The sequence below is a fragment of the Streptomyces sp. NPDC004647 genome (assembly GCF_040609575.1).
Lineage (GTDB): Bacteria > Actinomycetota > Actinomycetes > Streptomycetales > Streptomycetaceae > Streptomyces.
On sequence record NZ_JBEXKU010000062.1, the window covers coordinates 22,667 to 47,624 of the forward strand.

21 protein-coding genes are annotated in these 24,958 nt (G+C 70.2%); 6 read left to right on the top strand and 15 right to left on the bottom strand.

The window, feature by feature from the left end; genetic code table 11:
• Nucleotides 1–156: 156 nt before the first annotated feature.
• The 10 genes from ABZW18_RS24760 to ABZW18_RS24805 form a co-directional block, all read right to left on the bottom strand.
• On the bottom strand, nucleotides 157–1,164 hold the full coding sequence (locus ABZW18_RS24760) for a response regulator transcription factor (protein WP_356191108.1): 1,008 nt from the start codon (nucleotides 1,162–1,164) through the stop codon (nucleotides 157–159).
• Nucleotides 1,165–1,219: 55 nt separating this feature from the next.
• A complete protein-coding gene (locus tag ABZW18_RS24765) occupies nucleotides 1,220–2,713 on the bottom strand; it encodes a histidine kinase (RefSeq protein WP_356191151.1) in 1,494 nt (497 codons plus the stop codon).
• Between the two features lie 112 nt (nucleotides 2,714–2,825).
• Nucleotides 2,826–3,713: a DUF5936 domain-containing protein gene (locus tag ABZW18_RS24770; protein WP_356191111.1), complete on the bottom strand. Its 888-nt coding sequence runs from the start codon at nucleotides 3,711–3,713 to the stop codon at nucleotides 2,826–2,828.
• A gap of 16 nt (nucleotides 3,714–3,729) precedes the next feature.
• Nucleotides 3,730–4,668, bottom strand: a complete 939-nt coding sequence (locus ABZW18_RS24775; protein WP_356191114.1) for a type II secretion system F family protein — start codon at nucleotides 4,666–4,668, stop codon at nucleotides 3,730–3,732.
• Nucleotides 4,669–4,696: 28 nt separating this feature from the next.
• A complete protein-coding gene (locus tag ABZW18_RS24780; protein ID WP_356191116.1) occupies nucleotides 4,697–6,034 on the bottom strand; it encodes a CpaF family protein in 1,338 nt (445 codons plus the stop codon).
• Nucleotides 6,031–6,453 carry a TadE family protein gene (locus ABZW18_RS24785; RefSeq protein ID WP_356191152.1) on the bottom strand — a complete coding sequence of 141 codons (423 nt, stop codon included), beginning with the start codon at nucleotides 6,451–6,453 and terminating at the stop codon, nucleotides 6,031–6,033. Before ABZW18_RS24785 ends, ABZW18_RS24780 begins: the two co-directional genes overlap by 4 nt.
• A 69-nt stretch (nucleotides 6,454–6,522) precedes the next feature.
• Nucleotides 6,523–8,136: an AAA family ATPase gene (locus ABZW18_RS24790; RefSeq protein ID WP_356191117.1), complete on the bottom strand. Its 1,614-nt coding sequence runs from the start codon at nucleotides 8,134–8,136 to the stop codon at nucleotides 6,523–6,525.
• An 8-nt stretch (nucleotides 8,137–8,144) separates the two neighbouring features.
• Nucleotides 8,145–8,858, bottom strand: a complete 714-nt coding sequence (gene cpaB, locus ABZW18_RS24795; RefSeq protein ID WP_356191119.1) for a Flp pilus assembly protein CpaB — start codon at nucleotides 8,856–8,858, stop codon at nucleotides 8,145–8,147.
• A 118-nt stretch (nucleotides 8,859–8,976) separates the two neighbouring features.
• Entirely contained in the window at nucleotides 8,977–9,864 is an 888-nt protein-coding gene (locus ABZW18_RS24800; protein WP_356191122.1) for a hypothetical protein, read from the bottom strand.
• A gap of 288 nt (nucleotides 9,865–10,152) precedes the next feature.
• The gene (locus ABZW18_RS24805; RefSeq protein ID WP_356191125.1) at nucleotides 10,153–11,481 is read right to left on the bottom strand and encodes an Nramp family divalent metal transporter; all 1,329 of its coding nucleotides are present in this window, start codon (nucleotides 11,479–11,481) and stop codon (nucleotides 10,153–10,155) included.
• A gap of 225 nt (nucleotides 11,482–11,706) precedes the next feature.
• On the opposite strand from ABZW18_RS24805, the gene ABZW18_RS24810 reads away from it, so the two are divergent.
• Nucleotides 11,707–12,723, top strand: coding sequence for a chitinase (locus ABZW18_RS24810; protein ID WP_356191128.1), 1,017 nt, complete (start codon nucleotides 11,707–11,709; stop codon nucleotides 12,721–12,723).
• Between the two features lie 94 nt (nucleotides 12,724–12,817).
• On the opposite strand, the gene ABZW18_RS24815 is transcribed toward ABZW18_RS24810, so the two are convergent.
• Nucleotides 12,818–13,678 (bottom strand): serine protease, encoded by an 861-nt coding sequence (locus ABZW18_RS24815; RefSeq protein ID WP_356191130.1) that lies wholly within the window; start codon nucleotides 13,676–13,678, stop codon nucleotides 12,818–12,820.
• Nucleotides 13,679–13,892: 214 nt separating this feature from the next.
• On the opposite strand from ABZW18_RS24815, the gene ABZW18_RS24820 reads away from it, so the two are divergent.
• Nucleotides 13,893–15,230, top strand: coding sequence for a M14 family metallopeptidase (locus tag ABZW18_RS24820; protein WP_356191132.1), 1,338 nt, complete (start codon nucleotides 13,893–13,895; stop codon nucleotides 15,228–15,230).
• Nucleotides 15,231–15,286: 56 nt separating this feature from the next.
• Here the strand turns inward: ABZW18_RS24820 and ABZW18_RS24825 are convergent, their stop codons facing one another.
• From ABZW18_RS24825 to ABZW18_RS24840, 4 genes are all read right to left on the bottom strand, one after another.
• Nucleotides 15,287–16,765, bottom strand: a complete 1,479-nt coding sequence (locus tag ABZW18_RS24825) for a gluconate:H+ symporter (protein ID WP_356191134.1) — start codon at nucleotides 16,763–16,765, stop codon at nucleotides 15,287–15,289.
• Between the two features lie 289 nt (nucleotides 16,766–17,054).
• On the bottom strand, nucleotides 17,055–17,468 hold the full coding sequence (locus ABZW18_RS24830; protein WP_356191136.1) for a RidA family protein: 414 nt from the start codon (nucleotides 17,466–17,468) through the stop codon (nucleotides 17,055–17,057).
• Nucleotides 17,465–18,250: an IclR family transcriptional regulator gene (locus ABZW18_RS24835; RefSeq protein ID WP_356191139.1), complete on the bottom strand. Its 786-nt coding sequence runs from the start codon at nucleotides 18,248–18,250 to the stop codon at nucleotides 17,465–17,467. The genes ABZW18_RS24830 and ABZW18_RS24835 overlap by 4 nt, the downstream gene beginning before the upstream one ends.
• Nucleotides 18,247–19,767: a sugar kinase gene (locus tag ABZW18_RS24840; RefSeq protein ID WP_356191141.1), complete on the bottom strand. Its 1,521-nt coding sequence runs from the start codon at nucleotides 19,765–19,767 to the stop codon at nucleotides 18,247–18,249. The genes ABZW18_RS24835 and ABZW18_RS24840 overlap by 4 nt, the downstream gene beginning before the upstream one ends.
• Nucleotides 19,768–19,922: 155 nt before the next feature.
• Here ABZW18_RS24840 and ABZW18_RS24845 point away from each other — a divergent pair, with 155 nt between their 5' ends.
• The 4 genes from ABZW18_RS24845 (at nucleotide 19,923) to ABZW18_RS24860 (ending at nucleotide 24,794) form a co-directional block, all read left to right on the top strand.
• Complete coding sequence (locus ABZW18_RS24845; protein WP_356191143.1) at nucleotides 19,923–21,203, top strand: alanine racemase; 1,281 nt, start codon at nucleotides 19,923–19,925, stop codon at nucleotides 21,201–21,203.
• A 65-nt stretch (nucleotides 21,204–21,268) separates the two neighbouring features.
• Nucleotides 21,269–22,894 (top strand): D-aminoacylase, encoded by a 1,626-nt coding sequence (locus tag ABZW18_RS24850; protein ID WP_356191145.1) that lies wholly within the window; start codon nucleotides 21,269–21,271, stop codon nucleotides 22,892–22,894.
• A gap of 96 nt (nucleotides 22,895–22,990) precedes the next feature.
• A complete protein-coding gene (locus ABZW18_RS24855) occupies nucleotides 22,991–24,202 on the top strand; it encodes a pyridoxal phosphate-dependent aminotransferase (RefSeq protein WP_356191147.1) in 1,212 nt (403 codons plus the stop codon).
• 124 nt (nucleotides 24,203–24,326) lie between these two features.
• Nucleotides 24,327–24,794, top strand: coding sequence for a hypothetical protein (locus tag ABZW18_RS24860; RefSeq protein WP_356191149.1), 468 nt, complete (start codon nucleotides 24,327–24,329; stop codon nucleotides 24,792–24,794).
• Nucleotides 24,795–24,958 lie beyond the last annotated feature (164 nt).

Genomic DNA, 24,958 nt, shown 5'->3' on the forward strand with positions numbered 1-24,958 from the left:
TGAGCAACGTACGCTGGACGACCGGACCGCGCCCAGGGTCCACGGGCCCATATCGAGGCCCAAGTCGCATTTTGTAGCCCGTATTCGACACCGCTTCGTGGCCCGGTGGTCCCGGGGCCCATCGTCCGGGCCCTGCCGCCCACGAGCCATCCTCCGTCAGCCACCGTGCGCCCCCCTCCACGCATCCGACGGGCCTCCTCGTGAGGTGCCCATCCACGCCGCGATCGCCTCGCTGCGGGTACTGCACCGCAGTTTGCCGAAAATCCGGTTGATGTGGTTCTTCACCGTCTTCTCGCTGATGAAGCAGGTGGCCGCGATGTGCTGGTTCGACATACCCGTCGCGATCAGGTCCATCACTTCCACCTCCCGCCGGCTCAGCCCGAACTGCGCCCGGTCCACCCGAGGGCCCTGGCCCCGGGTCTCCTGACCCGGGGTCCGCCGGGGAGCCGGGGAGTGCCGGCGCCATTCCGGTCCGGATAACGACTGTGCCATACCTGGTCGCACTTGCAAAGAACTCTGTTGCCTCGATGGCTGGTTCCGAGCCCCTCCCTGACCATCCGGGATGGGGCCGGCCTGTTGCGGGATGCCGTGCAGGCGAAGGTGCTCCAGCAAGGCGTTCGCAGCCGTGGCGGTGAAGTGCGCCTGGCCCGACTTGATGTCCCGTACTGCCAGGACGAGTTGATCGGCGGTGAATTCGCCATGCACGAGGTAGCCCCCCGCGCCCCGGCGCAGCGCTTCCTGCACGATGCCGCTCTCGCGGCTGTACGTGAGCATGAGTACGGGCGCCAGTCCGGTCAGGTACGGCAGCGCCGAAATGCCGTCGACGCCGGGCATCCTGACATCCAGCAGGACCACGTCGGGGTGGTGCCGCCGCGCCGCCTCGCAGGCCTGCCGCCCGTCAGCGGCCTCGGCGACTACCTCGATGTCGTGCCGGCCGCCCAGCAGGACACCCAGCCCGGCCCGTACGACCGGATTGTCGTCCGCGACGACCACGCGCAACGGACTCGGCGCGGAAGAAGCTTCCGGCGATTCGGCCGGTGTGGGCGGTACGGGGAGCCGCGGCGGGGTGTGCGCGGAGCCGGGGGGAACGGCGTGCGACGGAGCGAGCGGGGGCGCATGAGTCGGCGTGGCGCCGCGTCCACCGGGTCGGGACGGATCCTTCATGGTTGCGGCCTCCTCTCATGAGGGTTGGGGAACGGAGCAAGGAACCGGAGGGAGTTCAATCGGCCTGGCTCCTCTCCCCCGTGTGCTGGGCGAGCGTGGGGTCCGCGGGCCGCACGGCGGCCAATGGCAGGTCGAGACGGACCTCGGTGCCCGCTCTCCCCCGGTCCTTCCCGACCCTTATCCGGGCCCCGATGCCCGCCGCCCGCTCGACCATGCCGACCAGGCCGAAGTGCCCGGACCGGCGCAGACTGTCGAGCGTGGTACCGGTCGGCAGGCCGCGGCCGTCGTCGCGGACGCTGATCCGCAACGCCCGGTCGACGATGCCCGTCTCCACCTCCACGCGTGTGGGACGGGCGTGCCGGCCGGCGTTCTCCAGGGCCTCGCTCACGATCGTCAGCAGATGCCGTGCCACGGCGTACGGCACCGGGGGTATCGGGGCCGAGTTCAGCAGCCGGAAGCGGGCGTCCAGGCCGCTGCCACTCGCGAAGTCCGCCACCCGAGCGGCGAGTTCATCCGGCACATCCAGACCGGCGCTGTCGATGTCGCTCTCCCGGCGCAGGTCCGAGAGCAGCTCGCGCGACTCGGCGGCGGCCCGCCGGGCTGCCCGGGCGATGAGTTCGGCCTGCCGCTTGACCTCTTCGGGATCCATCCCTCCGGCGGAGTCGGCCAGTCCGTCCGCGGCGAGTGCCATTCCGTGCAGGGTCTTGGCCACCGAGTCGTGCATCTCCCGTGCGAGCCGGGCCCGTTCGCCGCCGACGGCCTCGGTGACGGCGAGGCGGGCGCGGGTTTCGGTGAGGGCCTGGGTCGCCGCCCCGAAGCGGAACATGAGGCCGCGCAGGGTGACGCCGATCGCCCCCGCGACGACACAGAACCCGGGCAGCAGGAAGGCGCCCGCCATGGTCGCGTCCAGGCGTTCGTCGGCGGCGTGGACGAGGGCCAGGATGAACACCTCGAGCCCCGCGAAGACCCCCGCTCCGCGCCACCCGTAGAGGAGACCGGCGAGCAGCGGCGTACAGCTGGTGACGTATCCCAGCGTCGACTCGGGCGTCGCGGTGACGAGGAGCAGCGAGCCGAAGAGCATGTCGGCGGCGAGCAGCGCCGGATGCCGCAGCAGCAGCGGGCCGAACCGCTCCCAGTCGCGGAAGAGCACATAGGAGCCCATGAAGGTGACGATCACGGCGCCGCCGACGAGCCATGTGGCCGGCCCCGGTGCCGTACGGGCGAGCGCCGCCGGGGTTGCCACGGCGATCATCGCCATCCGGAAGCCGAAGACCTGCCGGCACAGCGCTTGGAGGGCGCTCACCTGGATGTTGAGCGAGGGCACGGCGGCGGGCTCGGGGCTCTGCCGAACGCCGCCGCCGGGGTGCTCGGGCGCCAGCGGATACGCCGGATGCACCGGCTGAGCCGAGTGAACCGGACGCACCGGTTCAGTCAGTTCAGCCGGTTCGGCTGGTTCGGCCGGTGCATGCGGTGCATACGACTCAGCCGGTTCAGCCGGTGCATCCGGGCCGTGTCCGGCCGGCCCCCCAGCACCGACCGGAGGCGCCATGGGGACGACTGCGGTGAGCGCGGGATGGACCGTGGGCCCACAGGTCAGACCACCTGGTGCGGCCGCGCCCTTGCGTAAGAACATGCCCCTGACGCCTCCTCCCTCACATCCATCACTGTCCCGTGACCGAGCCGAAGTCCGCACCTGAACCGAAGACGAAGCCCGCGACCAGCAGAATCATGGTTGCCGGGACCATGAAGGTGGTGATCACCGCGGTGGCTTTCGGGACGGCTCTGGCGGCCCTGCGGCGGGCGTTCTGGGCGTCCGTACGGCGCATGTCCGTGGCGATCTGGATGAGGGTGTCCACGATCGGGGCACCCAGCTCCTCTCCTTGCTGGAGCGCCGTGACGAACATCGCGACCTGCTCGGAATCATTGCGTCTGCGCAGCTCGTCGAAGGCCTGCCGACGGCTGACGCCCATGTCCATCTGCCGCAGGGTGATCCGGAGTTCGTCGGCCCAGGGGCCCTCGTACTTCTCGGCGACGCGGTCGAGTGCCTGCCGGAAGCCCAGGCCCGCGCTGACCACGACCGCCAGGACGTCGAGGAAGTCGGGCAGGGTCCGCTCGATGACGTCCTTGCGCCGGCGGATCGCGGACCAGATGCCGACATCCGTCCACCACATGCCGAAGGCGAGGAGCAGCACGGCGAGCACGAAGTTGCCCTTGTCGAGCATGACGAACGCGCCGAGCACGCCGATGATGGCGTAAACGGCGCGGCGGGCGGCGTAGCGGTCGATGGTCAGACCGCCTGGGTTGCCCGCGAGGTCGATTCTGCGGCGGGTCGCGTTGACCCGCTTCGGGCCCATCATCCGCAGCACCGTCGGTGCGAAGCGCATGCCGAGTCGGTCGATGAACGAGCCGACGGCCGTCGTACGGGCGGCTCCGACCTCGAGGGCGACGGCGAGGTCCCCGGGGAGCTTGGCCTCGGCGCGGTACATCCGCAGTCCGTGGAAGACGCCCATGATGCACAGGCCGGTCACCGACGCGAGCAGTAGTCCCATCGCTCCGTTCCCTCCCTCAGACGTCGATCTTCGACATACGGCGGATCATGAAGAAGCCCAGCGCGTAGAGGCCGAAGGCGACGACGACCGCTCCCTGGCCGAGCGGCGACGAGGTCATCCTGTCGAGCGATCCCGGCATGACCTGGTTCATCAGCAGCAGTGCGCCCAGGCCCAGAACGGGCACCGCGAAGGCCGTCATATGGACCTGGGAGAGCTGTGTACGGACCTCGCGGCGGGTCTCTTTGCGCTCCTCCAGTGTCACGGTGAGGTTCCGGAGCGAGCCGACGACCGTACCGCCCGCGCGGTTGGACAGCACCAGTGTGGTGACCAGGACGACCAGCTCGCGGGAGGGCAGCCGGTCGGTGAGCTCGCCCAGTGCGTCGTCGATGGAGTGGCCGACCGACAGCTTGTCGGCCACCTTGCCCAGTTCCTCGCCGGCCGGGGCATCCAGCTCCTCGGCTGCCATGGACAGGGCGGTACGCAGCGCGAGGCCCGCCTGAGTGGCGTTCGCCAGGATCCGGGAGAGTTCGGGGAGCTGGTTGATGAACTTCTCGTTGCGCTTGCCACGCTGCCAGCCGAGGAAGCCGAAGGCCGCCCAGATGCCGAGCAGTCCGGCGATCGGACCGAAGAACGCGGCGAGCGCGGATGAGCCCACGAACCACAGACCGGCCGCCAGGAAGACCATGTAGGCGGTGAACTCACCGACCGTGAGGTCCAGGCCAGTCGCCGCCAGCCTGTTGTCGAGCTTCTTGCCGTACCGGGTCTGCCGCATCCTCCGGTCGACGCCCCGGAAGCGGCGCCTGCGGCCGGCGGGGGCCGGCGGGCCGGTGATCGAGAGCCGGTCCACGACAGCCTGTTGCTGGGCCTTCCCCGACGCGTAGGTGTGCACGCCCATGACCGCGAGAACGCAGCACAGCAGTGCGATGCCGATCGTCGGTAGCGCGAGATTCTCCATGTCCAGGGTCGGCTTCCTCGTGGCTGGCTTACTTGGCTTCTCGGGTGGCGAGTTGATCCTCGGAGGTGGCGACTCCGAAGGCGGGCGGAACCGGCTCGCCGGCGTAGGTGAGGCGTTCCGCGGTCCGGCCGGGCAGCGCGAAGTACCCGAATGCGCCGTGCACGACGCGGTCGGCGCCCATGGGCTGGGCTTCGAACCGGCAGACGGAGACGATCCGGAAGGTCTCCCTGCCTCGTGAGGAGAGCATCGCTATCTCGCTGATTTTGCGCGATCCGTCCGCGTTGCGGGACAGCTGGACGATGCAGTCGACAGCGCTGTTGATCTGGTCGCGCAGCGCCTCGAACGGGATCTCCACCTCCGACATGGACGCCAGGGTCTGCAGCCGCATCAGTGCGTCCTCGGCGCTGTTGGCGTGCACGGTCGCGAGCGAGCCGTCGTGGCCCGTGGACATCGCCTGGAGCATGTCCAGGGTCTCGCCGCCGCGTACCTCGCCGACGATGATCCGGTCGGGGCGCATCCGCAGCGAGTTGCGCACCAGATCGCGGATGGTGACCCGGCCCTTGCCCTCGACGTTCGGCGGGCGGGTCTCGAGGCGGATCACATGGGACTGCTGGAGCTGGAGCTCGGCCGCGTCCTCGACCGTGATGATGCGCTCGTCCTCGGGGATCAGCCCGGACAGGGCGTTGAGCAGCGTCGTCTTCCCGGCGCCGGTCGCACCGGAGACGATGATGTTGAACTTGGCGCGGACCAGGGCCGAGAGCAGCATCAGCATCTGCTCGTCGAGGGTGCCGAGGCCGATCAGCTCCTGGAGCTTGTACGCGCGCGGGAAGCGGCGGATGGTGAGCGTGGCGCCGGTGAGCGCGAGCGGCGGGATGATGACGTTGACGCGTTCCCCGGAGGGCAGCCGTGCGTCGACCATCGGATTCGACTCGTCCACCCGGCGGTTGACGGTCGAGACGATGCGCTCGATGGTCTGCATCAGCTGCTCGTTGGAGGCGAAGCGCATCGGCAGGCGCTCGACCCGTCCGGCCCGCTCGACGTAGATCTGATCCGGGCCGTTCACCATGATTTCGGTGATGGACGCGTCCTCCAGCAGCGGTTCGAGCACGCCCAGTCCGAGCGCCTCGTCCATGACCCTGCGGATGAGCAGGGAGCGCTCGTGGGTGGAGAGAACCGGGCCCTCACGGCTGATGATGTGCCCCAGGACGCGCTCCAGGCGGGCCCGCCGCTCGGCGGCGGCCAGCAGGGACATCTCCGCGAGGTCGATCTCCTCCAGCAGCTTGACGCGGTAGACCGCGACGAGATGGCTCTCCTCGTGCTGCCCGCCCGCCGTCTCGGGCGTGGCGATGCGCGCCCTCAGGCTCATCCGGTGCTCCTCGGTACGTGCGACACGGAGTCCGGCGTGCGGGGCATCGTGGCGGTCTTCTCGGCCGTCCCGAAGTCGACACCCGGAATGATCGAGGGGATCTTGACCGTGGCGGTGGCCGAGACCCCGCCCGTGGCCCCGCCGTCGGCGATGCCGATCCGGGCCCCCTTGGCGATCCAGCCGCTCATCGACGCGCGCCCTGCCGTCTCCGGGTCGGTCACGGGATGGTCGAGCGTGGCCGTACGCGCCGCCGCCCGCGCCCCCGTACCCGCCTGGGAGGCGGCGTAGGCCCCGATGCCCAGTTGCACCACGGCGAGTGCGATGGCCAGCAGTATCGGCAGGAAGCCCAGGAACTCGATCGACACCTGGCCGCGGTCCGGCTGCCGTGCCCGTCCCGGGTCCCCGCGCCCGCTCCACACCTGGCCGCGGTCCGGCTGCCGTGCCCGTCCCGGATCCTCGCGCCCGCTCCGCTCGCCCGCCCGCACTCCTCAGCCCTCCTCGGCCGCACCGGCGTCGCCGGTGACCGTGAACGGGAAGTCGATGCCGCCGGGGAAGAGCACCGGGACCTTGAGGTCGACGGTCACCTTCGCCAGCCCGTTCTCGTAGTGGTGGCCGACCCGTGCGCCTTCGGCCCACGCCCGGGGGAGGTCCTCCTTCACCGCGGCCTCGATGTCGCCGCCCCCGCCCTGCCCGCTCAGAGCGGCCTCACGGGCGCCCATGTCGGCCGAGTTGCCCGCCAGCGTGAAGGTGTAGCCGACGAGCACGAACTGCCAGAGCAGCACCAGCACCACGATGATCAGCGGGGTGATTCCCACGAACTCGATGGAGACCTGCCCGCTGTCGCGGCCGCGCCGGCGACGGACCGGGAGCGATCCGCGGTCCCCCGCCGGCCTGCGGAATCTGCTGCCCCTGCCGCCGCCCTGCGGCTCGGCGGCCTGCACCAGACCGAGCTCTCCCGCCAGCCCCCACAGCGCCTGCTTGACGGTGCTGCGGCTGTCGATGTCCTGGACGCGCCCGGCGTCGACGCAGGGCTGGAGCTCCTTGAAATTGGCCGGTACGACGGTCCGCGCGACATGTGTCCCGGTGGTCCGCCCGATGACCGAGGGCTGGATCTCGGTATGGCGGTTGTGACGGTTGACCACGGTGGTGGTCTCCTCCGCCTTGCGGATCTGCAGCCGGTCCCAGAGCCGGACCATGCGCTTGGCGGACCGTACGGCGACCACGTCCGGCGTGGTCACCAGGAGGGCGATGTCCGCCATCTCGACCGCCGCGGCGTTGGCGCTGTTCATATGGGTGCCGCAGTCGATGAGGACCACGTCGTAGCGGCTGCGCAGCGCACTGACGATCTGCCGGGTCGCCCGGTCGCTCACCTCCTCGCCGCGCTCGCCCTCGCCCGGCGCGAGCAGCAGGCCGAGACCCGTGGGATGGGTGAAGAGCGCGTCCTGGAGCACCCGCGGTGAGATGTCGCTGATGCCCGCCAGGTCGACGATCGACCGGCGGAACTGCACATCCAGGTACGACGCCACATCGCCGGACTGGAGGTCCATGTCGACCAGCGCGACGCTCCGGCCCGAGGCACGCGCCCCCAGCGCCAGCTGTACGGCGGTGAGGGTGGCGCCGACGCCGCCCTTGGAGCCGGTGACCGTGACGACCGTGCCCCCGGGGCCGGTGAAGACGTCGGCGTCGGCGCTGAGGTGACGGCGCACCCCCACCGACCACTGGACCGTGGCCTGTACCCGCGCCGCCAGCTCGTCGTACGAGAGGGGCAGTCCGATGACGCCGCGCGCCCCGGAGTCCATCGCCGCGGAGTACAGCGCCGGACTGACATCCGCGGTGATCAGGATGACCCCGACCGCGGGAAAGCGGAGTGCCACCTCCCGGATGAGTTCCAGCGCCGGCACCGGAGCGACGCGCTCATGGACGAGCACCACCTCGGGCAGATCCGCGATCGACTCGTTCGCGAGCTGGGCGAGGGTGTCGATCAGGGAGGTCGAGTCGGCGGCAGGAGGCAGGGGTTCGGTGTCGGGCAGCTGGCTGAGCAGTGTGGTGACCGCCCGTGCCGCGTCGGGGTCGCTGACCGCCGGGAGAATTCTGGTGACCATCCGCTGCCTCACCTGTCTCCGTCGAGGGTGTACGTGCGCTCGCCCCGCGGGATCGACGCATCGCTGCCGGGAGCGACCAGGGCGAGCCGGACGTGGGCGGCGAAGGACTCCGCGTACGCCACGCGCTGCGCGTCCACGGTGTTCAGGGCGAAGGTGATCGGGACGGCTTCCCCGCCCTCGGCCTGCTGACGCTCCCGGTCGTTCCCCGGCCGCAGAGCGGTGAGTTCGCCGACGTCGATGACCTGTGCGTTGCTGACGATGACCTTGGAGACGGGAGCGGTGCCCTCCCTGTCGCCCTCGAAGGTCGCGTAGATGTTGACCGTGGCACCCGGGTTGATCTTGCCCGCCACACCGGTGGCCGCGTCGATCATGATGGCGATCTCCTGCTGGCCCGCTTTCAGTTCGGGGCGGTCGGCAACCATGTCCGACTGCAGCAGGGAGCCCTTGCGCAGCGGATTGACGGCGATCTTGCCGTCCAGTTCGTCGAGATCGGTCACCGCGGTCGACGGAAGCCACCGTTCCGGCACCGATATCCTCGTGAACTGACCGGCGTCCAGGGTCTTGTAGGCGGGAACGTCGGCCTTGAGCTCGTACGCCGTCTTCTCCGGTCCGACCTTCGACTCCACGTCGCTGATCACGGAGAGCACGCCTGCGAACGCCCCGAGAGCGCAGAGAACCGACAGGAGCAGCAGGATGACGCCGCGGCGCTGGCGTGAGTTCATAGCGGGAAAACCTCGTTCGGGAACGTAGCCGGTGCTGGTGACGGACGGGGAACGGTTCGGAGCGCAGGGGGCCTCCGGCGGCAGGGGATCGGCCGCGGCGCCGGGGAGCCATGGGGATTCACCGGGGACGGCCGGACGCGGGCGCTTCGTACCGGGCCACGGCACCGCCGTGCGGCGACGGGGTCTCGGTCCGCTGAATCGTGGCGCAGCAGAACGCGCACTGGTCGCCGATGAATTCGAGCCCGCACCAGTAGCAGATGTCCCGGCGCACCGATGCGACCAGCTGGTACAGCACCCCGGGGTCGCTGATCGCCGCGGCGAACTCGATCAGCTTCGAGGTGCCCCACCAACGCGGCGACTCGGCCGGCAGCGGGGATTCCCGCACGTCCTGGACGCGCCAGTGGCGGGCGAGTGTCGTGGTGACCCAGTCGGACTGGAGCTGCCCGTTCGCCACCGTGAGCTGTGTGGCGAAGGAGGGGCCGGCCGGCGGCGCTTCCGTGCCGGCCTTGACGAGCTGCGGCGTCGGTCCGGCCAGTACGCCGAACTGTGCGCCCGGCACCCACGACGTGACGTGGGATCTCAGGCTGACGGAGACCCGGTCGAGCTTGGCGACGGAGCCCAGCAGCGCGCCCGCGTAGATGTAGTGGGCCAGCAGCCCGGCCGCCGAGGCGAGTACGCCGGGACTGAAGTCACCGAGCGACAACTGCCGCAGCTGGCGGGCGAGTACGGCCGCCCCGAGCGGCGGGAGGTCGAGTTGCAGGAGCGCGATTCGGTCGCTCTCCATGACCGAACGCAGCGTGTGCAGACGCCGGGCGAACCCTTGATCGATTGAGGACGGGTACAGCGCGATAACGTATCCGTGCTGTTCGATCAGCACCTGCATGTCGACAAGAGCCGCCTCTAACTCCTGCCTTCCCGGCGGTTGAAGTACGACCGCGGTGGGCGTGTGGCGATCGGACGGTGGAAGCACCAGCTCGGAGCTGGTGACTGCTATCGCGGTGAGCACGTGTGGTTCCCCGTTCCGCTCCGTCCCCGGTCGGACCGGGACCGGTAGATCTTCCCTGTACGCGCTGCTCCAGTACTGCGGTGTCCTGCTGCCTCCGCAGCTTATCCGCGCCCTGAGCGTCAGAGAACACTCAGCGAGGAATGATGACCTCAGAGTGCACATCCGGAACAGGTGCACCGGTTTCGCCCCCGGTCCGGCCGGAGCGGGGACGGCAGCCCCCGCCCGCACCACCGCGGGCACGCGCGTACGGGCCCGCACGCGTGGTGCGGGCCCGTACGTATCCGGTGGCTACCAGGGCAGTTCGCGCACCTGCTGCACGCACAGCACGACGAACAGCAGCCCCGCCGCCGCCAGCATCCCATTGCTGAGCAGCCCGCTGCGCCACTCGCGCGGCGTACGGTCGGAGTTCAGCAGCCAGATGAGCGTCAGCGCGAGGAAGGGCATGAAGAACGCCCCGAGCACGCCGTAGACGACCACCAGTCCGAAGGGCTGGTCGAGGAAGAGCAGGCTGATGGGCGGGAAGGTCAGCCACAGCAGGTACGCCCGGAAGGGCAGCGACCGCTCGGCCTCGCCCGTCGCGACCTCCTCGACGACGTCGTCGTGCGCCGAGGATCCCTCGCCCCCGGCGGCGCCCGTACGCCTGGCCCTGCGGTAGCGCGCGACGAAGTCCGCGAACATCAGGCTGACTCCGTGCCACACCCCGATCAGGGAGGAGAAGGAGGTGGCGAAGAAACCGACCAGGAAGAGTTTGGCGGTCGTCGCGCCGAAGCGCTCCTCCAGGATGGTGCCGAGGTCGAGCAGCCCCTTGTCGCCCTGCGTCAGCGCGATGTTCGCGGAGTGCAGCAGCTCGGCGCCGACGATCAGCATCGCGACGACGAAGATGCCGGTGGTGATGTACGCGACGCGGTTGTCCAGCCGCATCACCTTCATCCAGCTGCTGTTCGTCCAGCCCTTGGCGTTGACCCAGTAGCCGTACGCGGCCATGGTGATCGTGCCGCCGACGCCGCCGATGAGGCCGAGCGTGTAGATCAGCGACCCGTCGGGCAGTACGGGCACCAGTCCGGCGAACGACGCCCCGATGTCCGGCCCGACGCGGGCGGCCACGTACACGACCACCACGAACATCACGCCGACCAGCACGGTCATGACCTTCTCGAAGATGGCGTACTGGTTGAACCAGACGAAGACCAGCCCGATCAGACCGGTGATGACCGCCCAGGTCTTGAGGCCCAGGAAGTCGGGGAAGAGCGCGACCAGCGGGAGAGCGCTGGAGGACATCGCGGTCGCGCCGTAGACGAATCCCCAGATGACGACGTAGACGGCGAAGTAGACGGTGGTCCACGGGCCGAGGCTGCGCCAGCCGTCGAAGAGAGTGCGTCCGGTGGCCAGGTGCCAGCGGCCCGCGGCCTCCGCGAGGGAGATCTTGACGAGGCATCCGATGACGGCCGCCCACATCAGGGTGTGGCCGAACTTGCTGCCCGCGATCAGGGTCGCGACGAGGTCACCGGCTCCGACGCCGGTGGCGGCCACGACCATTCCGGGTCCGATGTAACGCCAACTCGATCTGCGCGGCTCCTGGATGAGCTCACCGGTGCCGCTCTCACTGGTTTTCGCCACTGGCTGCCTCCGCACTCGTCTCCCCGACCCGACCTGCGGATTGAAACCGGGATGTGGCGCAGCGCACAAGAGGTACGACCGCACCGGCCCTTCCTTGTGTGCTTCCGCGCTTCCGCCGGAGGGGTTGACAACCGCATTGGTCTGGACCACGTTGTACGCCAACGACGCAGGGGCCCCCGGCGTTCACCACGTAGCACCCCAACTCCCCCCACACCGGAGGCAGTCGTGGAACGCGCACGATCCCACGGATCCAGCAGGAGGAAACGGCTCGTCGGCGGTCTTGCCGCGGCGGCGGTCGCCGCCGCCGGACTGGTCGGCCTGGGCACGGCCAACGCGTCGCAGGAGCCCGCCGGCGCAACCGCCGTCCCCAAGCACGCGGTCACGGGCTACTGGCAGAACTTCAACAACGGCGCCGCCGTCCAGAAACTGAGCGACGTCCAGAACGCGTACGACATCATCGCCGTCTCCTTCGCCGACGCGACCGGCACGCCCGGAGCGGTCGACTTCACCCTCGACCCGGGGCTGAACTATTCCGAGGCGGACTTCAAGTCCGACATCAAGGCCAAGCAGTCCGCCGGGAAGTCCGTGATCCTCTCTGTCGGCGGAGAGAAGGGCGCGGTCGCGGTCAACGACTCGGCCTCGGCCGACAACTTCGCCAACAGCATGCACACGCTGATGCAGGAGTACGGCTTCGACGGCGTGGACATCGACCTGGAGAACGGCCTCAACTCCACGTATATGACGCAGGCGCTGAAGTCGCTCTCGTCGAAGGCGGGCGGCGATCTGGTGATCACCATGGCGCCGCAGACGATCGACATGCAGTCGACGTCGAACGAGTACTTCAAGACGGCGCTCAACATCAAGGACATCCTGACCGTCGTCAATATGCAGTACTACAACAGCGGCTCGATGCTCGGCTGCGACGGAAAGGTCTACAGCCAGGGCTCCGTGGACTTCCTCACCGCCCTCGCCTGTATCCAGCTCGAAGGCGGCCTGGCGCCCTCGCAGGTCGGCATCGGCATCCCGGCCTCCTCCCGTGCGGCGGGCTCCGGGTACGTGTCCCCGACCGTCGTCAACGCCGCTCTGGACTGCCTGACCAAGGGCACGGGGTGCGGCTCGTTCAAGCCGAGCAAGACGTATCCGGACCTGCGCGGCGCGATGACCTGGTCGACGAACTGGGACGCCACGAACGGCAACGAGTTCTCGGGCCAGGTGGGCTCGCACGTCCACGGCCTCCCCTAGCCGGACCACCCCCCAACGGGGCCGCCGCCGTTCCCACACGGCGGCGGCCCTTTGCGGTGGGCGGCGCGATCGCTCCGCTCCGGCAGCGCGCCGGCTAGTCCTGCGGCTTGGGCAGCTCACACCCGGGGAGGCCGAGGTCGACCTTGTTGCCGATGCCGATGCACTTGGTGATGCCGTAGGTCTGCTGGGCGTAGTTGATGCGCTCCCGCACCGTCACATTGCCGCCCTCGTCGACCTCGCACGGATTGTTGACCGTGCACCGCTCGCCATCCTCGTTTCCGGTGTTGTTCACCGCGACGACCTTGCCGCCGACGGTGTCGACCACGGGCGCGCCCGAGGTGCCGCCGACGGTGTTACAGGCGGGGGTGTAGCGGACCGAGTCCTTCCAGGTCCAGTCGCCCTCGCGCAGTCGGTGGGCGAAGCCGTCGATGTTGCAGCTGTAGATCCGCTTCCAGTAGCCCGAGACCACCTTGATAGCGCTTCCCTGCACCGGACGGCCGGAAGCGAGCTCCAGCGCCCGGATACCGGAGGAGGACTCGATCTGGGCGTAGCTGGTGTTCAGTTCGTACAGCGAGATGTCGGTGTCCTTCATCGTCGCGTACGAGATCTTGGTGGCGCGGAGGGTGGCGACCTTCGAACCGGCCGAATTCAGCAGGCTGAAGCTGCGGGTGGACGGCTTGTCGACGACGACCTCGCCCGCGTCGGGCATGCCGCCCTCCAGACAGTGGCCGTTGGACAGGACGAGCGCCGGGTCCTGGGGTGCGGAGCCCGGCGTACGTACGACCGAGCCCGAACAGTTGCTGAGTGCCACCGTCCCGGCGAAGTCGACGGCTTTGACCTTGGCCTTCGCCTTTTCGTGAGGTGCGGTCCAGTCGCGGCTGGCGGCCGCGGCCGGGGCCGAGCCCGCGCCGGCCAGAATCACGGCCAGCAGCGCGGCAAGGAGAGGTTTCTTCATGTGGGGGTCCCCTCTGTACCGAAGTTCCTTCGGTGTTGTCATGCGCATTGTGGATTCCCCGGATGGCGGGATCAACCACGCATGAGGACCGGATGACACACGTATGGCCCCTCTCCTATTGACCGTTGCATGCCATCGCTCGAAGCTGGGTTCGCACACCCGCACGATCGTCGTCGCACTGAGCACCCCCACACTGGACTTCCCAGGAGACTTCATGCGACTGAGAATTCGCGGCAGACGGACCACCGCCCTGGCCACCTTGCTGGCAATCGCCCTGGCCGCGCCCATCACCGCCCAGGCGGACAACCCCTCGCCGTCCCCCTCCTCGGTCTCGGCCGCCGACGAGAACGTACGGCAGTACGAGGTGACCGGCCCGGCCACCGTCTCGGAGCGCACCGCACTCGCCGCAACGGGAGTGTCCATCGACGAGGTGGGTGACCACTCCGTGGTGGTCACCGCCGATGCCGCGCAGGCGAAGGAGCTGCGCAGCCTCGGCTACCGGCTCCGCGCGCTGCCCGGCCCCCCGGCCCGTACGAACGGCCGCGCCGTCGAGCCGTTCGACTTCCCGCCCGCGGACTCCGGCTACAACAACTACGGAGAGGCCATGGCGGACATCGACGCCAAGGTGGCCAAGTACCCGAGCATCATGAGCAAGAAGGTCATCGGCAAGTCCCACGAGGGCCGGGACATCGTCGCCGTCAAGGTCAGCGACAAGGTCGGCACCGACGAATCCGAGCCCGAGGTGCTCTTCACCCACCACCAGCACGCGCGCGAGCATCTGACCGTCGAGATGGCGCTCTATCTGCTGCGCGAGTTCGGCGAGGACTACGGCCAGGACTCGCGGATCACCAACGCCGTCGACAGCCGCGAGATCTGGATCGTCCCCGACCTGAACCCGGACGGCGGCGAGTACGACATCGCCAGCGGCAACTACCGCAGCTGGCGCAAGAACCGCCAGCCCAACTCCGGCTCCTCCCAGGTCGGCACGGACCTGAACCGCAACTGGGACTACAAGTGGGGCTGCTGCGGCGGCTCTTCGGGCAGCCCCGGCTCCGAGACCTACCGCGGAACCCGCGCCGAGTCCGCGCCCGAGGTGAAGGTCGTCGCCGACTTCGCCCGCAGCCGCGTCATCGGCGGCAAGCAGCAGATCAAGGCCGGTATCGACTTCCACACCTACAGCGAGCTGGTGCTGTGGCCGTACGGGTACACCAACGCGGACACCGCGCCCGGGATGACGCAGGACGACCACGACGCCTTCGCGACGATCGGCAAGAAGATGGCCGCCAGCAACGGCTACACGCCCGAGCAGGCCAGCGACCTCTACATCACCGACGGCTCCATCGACGACTTTCTGTGGGGGGACCAGAAGATCTTCGCCTACACGTTCGAGATGTATCCGTCCGGGTTCGGGGGCGGCGGCTTCTACCCGCCCGACGAGGTGATCGAGCGGGAGACCAGCCGCAACCGGGACGCCGTACTGCAACTCCTGGAGAACGCCGACTGCATGTACCGCTCCATCGGCAAGGAGGATCAGTACTGCTCGACGAGCTGAGAGCAGGGGCGCCCCGGACACGGGGCGCCCCTCCGGGCAGGACTTCTGACACAGGCCTAGATGACGAGGCTGAGCAGCGCCGACACCACGAAGCCCGCGACCGACAGGACCGTCTCCAGCACCGTCCAGGATTTCAGCGTGTCGCGCTCCGAGATGCCGAAGTACTTCGACACCATCCAGAACCCGCCGTCGTTGACGTGCGAGGCGAAGATCGAGCCCGCCGAGATCGCCATGATGATCAGCGCGAGATGCGGCTGTGACAGGTGCCCGCCCTCGACCAGCGGGAGGACGATGCCCGCGGTGGTGACGATCGCGACGGTGGCCGAGCCCTGGGCGACGCGCAGGACGACCGAGATCAGCCAGGCCAGCACGATGACCGGCAGGCCGACGTCGTTGAAGGCGTCGGCGAGCGCCTGTGCGACCCCGCTGCCCTTGAGGACGGCGCCGAAGACCCCGCCCGCGCCGACGACCAGCAGGATGTTGCCGACCGGCTTCAGCGAGGCGGTGGAGACCGTCTCCAGGGACTTGCGGGACCACCCGCGGCGCAGACCGAGCAGGTAGTACGCCAGGAACAGCGCGATCGTCAGTGCCACGAAGGGGTGCCCGAAGAACTCGATGACCGAGCGGAGCGTGCTCGGGTCGAGCGCGATCGAGGAGAAGGTGGCGAGCAGGATCAGCACCAGCGGGGTGCCGATGATGGCGAGGACGGTGCTCACGGCGACCGGCTTCTCGGGCGCCCGGGTGCCGATGGCCCGCTGCTCGGCGGCCACGGCGGCCTTGGCCTCCTCCGCGGCTTCCACCATGTCCTGCGGTACGGCGACGAAGAGGCGCCTGCCGATCCAGGCCGCGTACACCCAGGCGGCGAGGACCGAGGGGACACCGACGACGATGCCCATGAGGATGACCCAGCCGAGGTCGACCTCGAGCAGGCCCGCGGCGGCGACCGGGCCGGGGTGCGGCGGCAGGAAGGCGTGGGTCATGGACAGACCCGCGAGCAGCGGCATGCAGTAGAGCAGGATCGACTTTCCACTGCGCTTGGCGGCGGCGTACACGATCGGCGCGAGGACGAAGATGCCGACGTCGAAGAAGACCGGGATGCCGAAGACGACTCCGGTGACGCCCATGGCGAGCGGTGCGCGCCTCTCGCCGAAGACTCCCAGCAGGCGTGAGCTCAACGCCTCGGCGCCACCGGAGACTTCGAGGATCGCGCCGAGCATCGTGCCGAGGCCGATGATGATCGCGATATGGCCGAGGATGCCGCCCATACCGGTCTCGATCAGCGATACGGCGTCGGACTTCTGGACGGTGCCGAAGAGTTCGGTGACCGAGAGTCCGGCGCCCAGGCCGACGGCTATGGAGACGGCGAGCAGCGCGACGAAGGGCTGCAGTCTGACCTTGATGATCAGGAAGAGGAGGAGCGCGATCCCCAGGGCGGCGACGGTCAGCAGACCGGCCGTGCCGGGTATGAGCGCGAGCAGCCCACCGGTGTGGGGCGGCGGCGGTGGCGGCGGCGTCGGGTTGGCGGCGAGCAGCATGGGGACTCCGTGGATTCCGGGCAGGGGGGACCGCGGCACGGCAGGGGGACCGCGCGCCGGTACGGGGGAATGGACCGAACCTGGTGCTGAATCAGGGGGTGACGCCCCTTCGGGGCTCTCGGGATGGGTAACTGTCCGTGCCGGTGGTGCAGTTGCTGGTGGGCCGTGGCTGGTGCCTGCTGGTGGTGCGACCGCGGTGGGCGGGTCCGGGGGATCGGAGCACAACGGGGGGAAGTCGCTCCGCTCCCGCCCACCGCGGGGTTCATGGGGACGGTGCCTGCCGGGCAACTCAGCCGAGCACGGCGAGCGCGTCGATCTCGACGAGGAGGCCGGCGGGCAGGCCGACGTACACGGTGGTCCGGGCCGACGGGGCTTCCTTCAGCTCGGCGAAGTAGTCGTTGTAGATGGCGTTCAGCTCCGCGTAGTGGGCGGTGTCGGTGAGGTAGACGCGCATCATGACCACGTCCTCCCAGCTCGCGCCGCCCTCTTCGAGTACCGCGGCGACATTGACGAGGGTCTGGAGGGTCTGCTCACGCAGGCTCGGGCCCGCCGGGGTAGGGGCCTGGCCCTCCACGGCAGGGAGAAATCCGACCTGGCCGGCGACCTGGAGGATGTTGCCCTTCCGCACACCGTGCGAGAACTTGGCCGGCGGGGCGGTGTGGGTGGCCGGGGTGATCGCGGTCTTCCGGAGCTTGTCGCTCATGTGGCTGCTTCCTTCTTCGGGCCCGCTTGTGCAGGGGTGTTGGCGCTGCCTGAGTACTCGCGGCTGATGGCGTCGGCGGTACGGCGCACCAGCGGGAGCAGTCTGAGGAGTTCGTCGGCGGAGATGACAACGTTCGGCGCGGAGACCGAACAGGCTGCGACGACGCGTCCGTCCGTACCCCGGATGGGGGCGCCGATGCAGTTGATGGACTCCTCGTGGCCGCCGAGATCCGTGGCCCAGCCCTGTTCCCGGACCTTGGCCAGCTCGGCGAGGAAGGCGGACGCGTTCGGCGTCGAACGGGCCGTGTACATGGGGTAGTCGAGCTTCTCGGCCACAGCCCGCCGCTCCGGTTCCGCGAGGTCGGCGAGGAGCAGCTTGGCCACGGCGGCGACGGTGATGGCGACGGGCTTGCCGATACGGGAGTACATCCGGACCGGGTAGCGGCTCTCGACCTTGTCGATGTAGAGGACCTCGTTCTCCTCGTGCACCGCGAGGTGGACGGTGTGCCCGCACTTCTCGTTGAGTTCGACAAGGTGGGGGTGGGCGATCTCGCGGACGTCGAGGTTCTCGACGGCTTCCTGGGCGAGGGCGAAGAGCCGGGCGCCCAGCCGGTACCGCTGGTCCTGCTGGCGGTAGACGATGCCGTGCTCGTGCAGGGTGCGCAGCAGGCGCAGCGCGGTCGACTTGTGGACGCCGAGCCGCTGCGCCACCTGCTCGAGATTCGCCGGCCCCTCCGCCAGCAGCGGCAGGATGCTCAGCGCGCGATCGACGGTCTGGCTCATGGCGTACGTACCTCCACCCGTGCGGCCTCGGCCCCGTCGGTCGTCCAGCCGGGGCCGAGACGCAGTGTCTCCCACCCGGCGGGGTCGAGGGTGGCGAGGCGATCGGCGTGGCCCCGGGAGGGCGGGCTGCCGAGGTCGCCGGGGACGGTGAGGGATGCGGCGGCCATGAGGTGGCCGTGCCGCAGTCGCTCCGCGGTGGGCAGACCGCGCAGGGTGCCCGAGAGGAAGCCGGCGGCGAAACCGTCGCCCGCGCCGACGGCGGCGACGACGTCGACGGCGAGCGCCGGCTCGAAGGTCACGGTGTCGCCCCGACCGGCCGCGGCTGCCGGCCCGGTCCCGACTGCCGGCCCGGTCCCGACCGCCGCTCCGGGCCCGGCGGCGGGCGCGGGCCCGGCGGTGAGTACAGCACCGGCGGCTGACCGGGTCCCGGTGACGGCCCCGTTCGCGCCCGCGCCGCTCCGCCCGGCAGCAGCCTGCCCGGCGCTCCCGCCCTCAGCCGGATCCGGCGTCCGTGCGTAGACGGTCGCACCCTCCGCGCCCTGCTTGACGACCAGCACATCCGGCTCCGGGAGAGCGGCCCGGATGGCGTCCGGGCCGTGCAGGCCCCAGGCCGCCGCGGCCTCGTCCTCGCCGACGAAGACGATGTCGCTGCCGCGGGCGAGTTCGGCGAGCACGGTGGACCCGGGCCTCACCGCCCGGCGGGCGCGGCCCGCGCTGTCACTGGACCGGTCCACAGGACGGCCGCCGGCCGCCGGGACGGGAGCGGCGGACCCGTCAGCCCCATCCGCGGGATCGCCGAGGGACGGGCTCTCCCACAGCGCCGCGCGGTAGTTCACATCGAAGGAGACCAGGGGCCGGCCGGGCCTGCGGGTCGTGAGCTCGCGCATCAGGGCGAGGCAGTCCTCGGACAGGGCGGCGGTGATGCCGCTCAAGTGGAGGATGCGGCCGGACCAGGCCTCCGCACGCGGCATGAGGGCGGGGGACATGACCGACGCAGCCGACCCCGCCCGGTAGTAGACGACTTCGGCCGGCGGCTCCGGGAGCCCTGCCGCGTCCGCCGGACCGAGCCCCGCCGCCTCCGCCGGACCCAGCCCCACCGCGTCCGGACCGAGCCCCGCCGCCTCCGCCGGACCGAGCCCCACCGCGTCCACCGGACCCGTCGCCCCGGACCCGGCTGCGCGTACGGCGCGAGCGCCCGCGGAGTCCGTCGCCCGCTCACCGGCCGTACGGAAGTAAATGCCCGTAGGACGCGCCGGGTCGCGCTGGACCGCGGACGTATCGACCCCCGCCGCGGCGACCGCGTCCAGAAGGTGATCACCGAAGCCGTCCGTACCGACCCTGCTGAGCCAGCGCGAGGTGTGTCCCGCGCGGGCGAGGCAGCACGCGACATTCGACTCCGCTCCGCCGATCCCGCGTTCGAAAGCGGGCACGTCGGCGAGGCGGCCGGGGCGCGAGGGCACAAAGGTGACCATGGACTCGCCCAGGCAGACGACGTCGACATCGGAAAGTGCGGTCACGGTCCTTCGCTCTCCTCGGCTCTCGCTCCCGGCTCGGGACGGGGCCGGGGGCGGTGCCCACCATTGACCCGGCGGTTGCGTGGATGTTAGACAGCCGCAAGCGTTATACGCAATGAGTGTTGCAGAGAGCGCAACAGTGACTTCGAGGAGACTCCATGGCCGCCGACAACGCCGTCGCACGCCTGGCGGACGAGCGGGTCGACCACCGCTTCAAGGCGCTCCCCCCGGACGCCGAAGGGCTGACCGTGGGCGCACTGGCCGCCGAGCAACGCAACCTGTTCACCGGCGGCTTCACCACCCCCGTCATGGCCCTCTCGGCGGAGGCCGTCGCGCACAACCTAGCCCTGATGGAGCGTTACTCCGCCGCCCACGGGCTCGCCTTCGCCCCGCACGGCAAGACCTCCATGTCACCGCAGCTGTTCGAGCGGCAGCTCGCCCACGGCGCCTGGGGGATCACCGCCGCCGTGCCGGCCCACGTCCGCGTCTACCGGGCGTTCGGAATCCAGCGGATCTTCCTCGCCAATGAACTGGTCGACGCCGCCGCGCTGCGCTGGCTCGCCGGACAGCTGGACGCCGACCCGGACTTCCGCTTCATCTGTTACGTGGACTCGGTGCGGGGCGTGGAGTTGATGGACGAGGCGCTGGCCGCGGCCGGGGCCTCCCGCCCGGTCGACGTCGTGGTCGAGCTGGGCGCCGGCGACGGGGCGCGTACCGGCGCCCGTACGGACGCCGACTGCGCGGCGGTCGCCGACGCCGTCGCGGGCGTCCGTACGCTGCGGCTGGCCGGCGTCGCGGGCTACGAGGGCGAGGTACCGCAGGCGGACACCGGGAAAGTGACGGACTGGCTGCGCCGGCTCGTCTCCCTCACCGCCGGGTTCGACGCGGCGGGCCGCTTCGCGGAGACCGGCGAGATCGTGCTGAGCGCAGGTGGCAGTGCCTGGTTCGACGCGGTCTCGGAAACCTTCGCGGAGCTCCCGGAACTCTCCCGCCCCGTACTGAAACTGCTGCGCTCGGGCGCGTACATCTCGCACGACGACGGCCACTACCGCCGTGTCACGCCCTTCAACCGGGTCCCGCAGGAAGGCGTGCTGGAGCCCGGCTTCCGGCTGTGGGCACAGGTCGTCTCCCGGCCCGAGCCGGGCCAGGCGTTCGTCAACGCGGGCAAGCGGGACGCCCCGTACGACCTGGATCTCCCCCAGGCTCAGCTCGTACGGTCCGCGCGCGACGGCGCGGTGCGGCCCGCCGCCGGGCTCACCGTGACAGGACTGTCCGACCAGCACGGGTGGTTGAGCGTCGCCGACAGCGTGGATCTCGAGGTCGGCGACTGGGTGGGGCTCGGCCTGTCCCACCCGTGCACCACCTTCGACAAGTGGCAGCTCATCCCGCTGGTCGCACAGGACGGCACGGTCACGGACTACATCCGCACCTTCTTCTGACGCGCCGCGGACACGAGAAGCCGCGGACACGAGAAAAGGCTCCGGCCGGAAAGGCAGTCGCCGCAATGGATCTCGTCATCCGGGACGCACGCGTCATCGACGGCACCGGCGGTGCCTCGTACCGGGCGGACGTCGCGGTCGACGGCGGGCGGATCGCCGCCATCGTGCGCGAGGGCGACGGCCCCCGCCCGGCAGCACGGCGCGTCCTGGACGCCGCCGGCCTCGCCCTCTCCCCCGGCTTCGTCGACATGCACGCCCACAGCGACCTCGCCCTCCTCCGCGACCCCTCGCACGAGGCCAAGGCAGCCCAGGGCGTCACCCTGGAGGTCATCGGCCAGGACGGCCTGTCCTACGCCCCCGTCGACGACCGCACCCTCGCCGAGGTCCGCCGCCAGATCACCGGATGGAACGGCGGTGCGCCCGGAACCACCGACATCGACTTCGGCTGGCGGACCGTCGGCGAATATCTGGACCGCCTCGACCACGGGTTCGACGGCCGGGGCATAGCGGTCAACGCCGCGTACCTCGTCCCGCAGGGCACCGTCCGGATGCTCGCCGTCGGCTGGGAGGACCGCCCGGCCTCCCCGGACGAGCTGGACCGGATGCGGCGCCTGGTCGCCGAGGGACTTCAGCAGGGAGCCGTCGGGCTGTCCTCCGGGCTCACCTACACCCCCGGCATGTACGCCTCCGACGCCGAGCTCACCGAACTGTGCCGGGTCGTGGCCGCGTACGACGGCTACTACTGCCCGCACCACCGCTCGTACGGCGCGGGGGCCCTCGACGCGTACCAGGAGATGGTCACCCTCACCCAGGACGCCGGCTGCGCGCTCCACCTCGCCCACGCCACCATGAACTTCGGCGTGAACCGGGGGCGCGCGCCGGAACTGCTGGCGCTGCTGGACCGGGCACTGGCGGACGGCGCCGACATCTCCCTGGACACCTATCCCTATCTGCCCGGCTGCACGACGCTCGCCGCGCTGCTGCCGAGCTGGGCGGGCGAGGGCGGCCCCGACGCGATCCTCGCCCGGCTGCGGGACGAGGAGAGCGCCGAGCGCATCCGGCACGCCATGGAGGTCGAGGGCGCGGACGGCTGCCACGGAGTGCCCGTCGAGTGGGAGACCATCGAGGTGTCGGGGGTCTCCGACCCGGGGCTGGCGGGCTGTGTGGGGAAGACGATCGCGCGGGCCGCCGCCGAGCGCGGCGAGGAGCCGTTCGCGACCGCCCGCCGGCTCCTGGTGAACGACCGGCTGGGCACGACGATCCTCCAGCACGTCGGGCACGAGGAGAACGTCCGGGCGATCATGAAGCACCCGGTGCACACCGGCGGCAGCGACGGCATCCTGCGCGGGGCCAAACCGCACCCGCGCGCGTACGGCACCTTCCCGGAGTACCTGGGGAAGTACGTCCGCGAGCTGGGCGTCCTCTCGCTGGAGGAGTGCGTGGCGCATCTCACCTCGCGTCCCGCGGCCCGGCTACGGCTGTCCGACCGCGGCCTCGTACGGCAGGGCCACCGCGCCGACCTCGTCCTCTTCGACCCGGAGACGGTCAGCGCCGGCTCCACTTTCGAAGCCCCGCGCACCCTCCCGACCGGCATTCCGCACGTCCTGATCGACGGTCGCTTTGTCATCGAAGACGGGCTGCGGACGGACGTCCTCGCGGGACGCTCGGTGCGGCGGCGAACCACGGCCTGAACCGGGACGTCCCGAGCCGCCTCAGCGCACAACGATTTCGCCCACGTGGCCGAAAACACCGCGCTGCCGGAGTTACACGCCCGTAAGGTGGCGGATATGCAGGTGATCCAGTCAACGAAGCTCGCCAATGTCTGCTACGAGATCCGTGGCCCGGTACTCGAGGAGGCCATGCGGCTCGAGGCGGCGGGTCACCGCATTCTCAAGCTGAACACCGGCAACCCGGCTCCCTTCGGATTCGAGTGCCCGCCGGAGATCCTCGAGGACATGCTGCGCTCGCTGGGCGGCGCGCACGGCTACGGCGACGCGAAGGGCCTGCTGGCCGCCCGTCGCGCGGTGATGCAGCACTACCAGACCAAGGGCATCGAGCTGGACGTCGAGGACATCTATCTCGGCAACGGCGCCTCGGAGCTCATCCAGATGTCGATGCAGGCACTGCTCGACGACGGCGACGAGGTGCTGGTCCCGGCGCCGGACTACCCGCTGTGGTCGGCGGCCGTGTCCCTCGCGGGCGGTACCGCCGTGCACTACCGCTGCGACGAGCAGGCCGACTGGATGCCGGACCTGGCGGACATCGAGCGCAGGGTCACCGACCGCACCAAGGCGATCGTCGTCATCAACCCGAACAACCCGACGGGTGCGGTGTACGGCGACGAGCTGCTGCGCGGCATCACCGACATCGCCCGCCGGCACAGTCTGATCGTCTGCTCCGACGAGATCTACGACAAGATCCTCTACGACGACGCCACACACACACCGACCGCCGCCATCGCGCCGGACCTGCTGACGCTGACCTTCAACGGTCTGTCGAAGGCGTACCGCGTGGCGGGCTACCGCAGCGGCTGGCTCGCGGTCTGCGGCCCCAAGGGGCACGCCTCCAGCTACATCGAGGGGCTGACGATCCTCGCCAATATGCGGCTGTGCGCGAATGTCCCGGCGCAGCACGCGGTGGCGGTGGCCCTCGGCGGACGGCAGTCGATCAACGATCTGGTACTGCCGGGCGGGCGGCTGCTGGAACAGCGCGACACGGCGTACGACCTGCTGACGCAGATTCCGGGCGTGACCTGTGTGAAGCCGAGGGGCGCGCTGTACGCCTTCCCGCGGCTGGATCCAAAGGTCTACAAGATCAAGGACGACCGGCAGATGGTGCTGGATCTGCTCCGCGCGGAGAAGATCATGATCGTTCACGGTACCGGCTTCAACTGGCCGGAGCCGGACCACTTCCGGCTGGTCACGCTGCCGCACAAGGAGGATCTGGCGGACGCGGTGACCCGGATCGGGCGCTTCCTGGACGGCTACGGCCAGCCTTAGGGACGCCTTTCGGCCGCCCCCTCGAACCCCGATGCCCCTGGGCATCGGGGTTTTCTTCTCGCCAGGCGTGAACTTTAGACACGATCTAAGTTAGGATGGGCTCCTAGACCTGGTGGAGGCCAACATGTACGAGCCGATCCGCACCAAATCGGTCCACAGCATGGCCGAGCCGGAGTACCCGCACCGCTCCCGCGGGGAGGAGCTGGACATCCAGCTCGCCGGGCACCTGGCCGCGCTGCTGGCAGTGACCGACGAATTGCGTGCCCTCTCCGCCGATGCCGGCACCGGCACCGCCGCCGGCGCGGACGCGAAACCCGACCTCGACCGCGCCGCCGACCGTATAAGCGAGCAGGTCGCGCGACTGCGGCGCGGGCTGCGCCCGGTCCGTTCGACTGCCACGGGGCAGTCGGGCGAGGCCGGCGGCGCCCGCGGCGAGGCGCTGCACCGACGAGCCCATGCCCTCGCCGGGCGGGCGCTCGTCGTGGCCGCGTCCCGCGCGGACACGGCCGCCGCGATCCTCGCCGCCGAGCGGATGGATGCCCACGCGGCCGCTCTCGCCATCCCCTCCCCCGCCCTCGCGGCGACCCCCTGACGGCCCTGGGCCGCGTACCGCGGAGGTCGCGCGGCCCAGGCGCCACCGAGAACGCCCGGAGGCCGGGAACGACAGACGTGGTTTAACCCCCAGCCGCGGGCGCGGGGGGGGCCACGCCCCAAAAGAGCCCAACAAGAAGCGCGAGCCCCCCACAGGCCGCACCC

Coding starts and splice junctions, on each gene's coding strand:
- ABZW18_RS24760 (WP_356191108.1), bottom strand. CDS start 1,164: ATGAAGGATCCGTCCCGACCCGGTGGACGCGGCGCCACGCCGACTCAT.
- ABZW18_RS24765 (WP_356191151.1), bottom strand. CDS start 2,713: ATGGCGCCTCCGGTCGGTGCTGGGGGGCCGGCCGGACACGGCCCGGAT.
- ABZW18_RS24770 (WP_356191111.1), bottom strand. CDS start 3,713: ATGGGACTACTGCTCGCGTCGGTGACCGGCCTGTGCATCATGGGCGTC.
- ABZW18_RS24775 (WP_356191114.1), bottom strand. CDS start 4,668: ATGGAGAATCTCGCGCTACCGACGATCGGCATCGCACTGCTGTGCTGC.
- ABZW18_RS24780 (WP_356191116.1), bottom strand. CDS start 6,034: ATGAGCCTGAGGGCGCGCATCGCCACGCCCGAGACGGCGGGCGGGCAG.
- ABZW18_RS24790 (WP_356191117.1), bottom strand. CDS start 8,136: ATGGTCACCAGAATTCTCCCGGCGGTCAGCGACCCCGACGCGGCACGG.
- cpaB (WP_356191119.1), bottom strand. CDS start 8,858: ATGAACTCACGCCAGCGCCGCGGCGTCATCCTGCTGCTCCTGTCGGTT.
- ABZW18_RS24815 (WP_356191130.1), bottom strand. CDS start 13,678: ATGAAGAAACCTCTCCTTGCCGCGCTGCTGGCCGTGATTCTGGCCGGC.
- ABZW18_RS24820 (WP_356191132.1), top strand. CDS start 13,893: ATGCGACTGAGAATTCGCGGCAGACGGACCACCGCCCTGGCCACCTTG.
- ABZW18_RS24825 (WP_356191134.1), bottom strand. CDS start 16,765: ATGCTGCTCGCCGCCAACCCGACGCCGCCGCCACCGCCGCCGCCCCAC.
- ABZW18_RS24830 (WP_356191136.1), bottom strand. CDS start 17,468: ATGAGCGACAAGCTCCGGAAGACCGCGATCACCCCGGCCACCCACACC.
- ABZW18_RS24835 (WP_356191139.1), bottom strand. CDS start 18,250: ATGAGCCAGACCGTCGATCGCGCGCTGAGCATCCTGCCGCTGCTGGCG.
- ABZW18_RS24845 (WP_356191143.1), top strand. CDS start 19,923: ATGGCCGCCGACAACGCCGTCGCACGCCTGGCGGACGAGCGGGTCGAC.
- ABZW18_RS24850 (WP_356191145.1), top strand. CDS start 21,269: ATGGATCTCGTCATCCGGGACGCACGCGTCATCGACGGCACCGGCGGT.
- ABZW18_RS24855 (WP_356191147.1), top strand. CDS start 22,991: ATGCAGGTGATCCAGTCAACGAAGCTCGCCAATGTCTGCTACGAGATC.
- ABZW18_RS24860 (WP_356191149.1), top strand. CDS start 24,327: ATGTACGAGCCGATCCGCACCAAATCGGTCCACAGCATGGCCGAGCCG.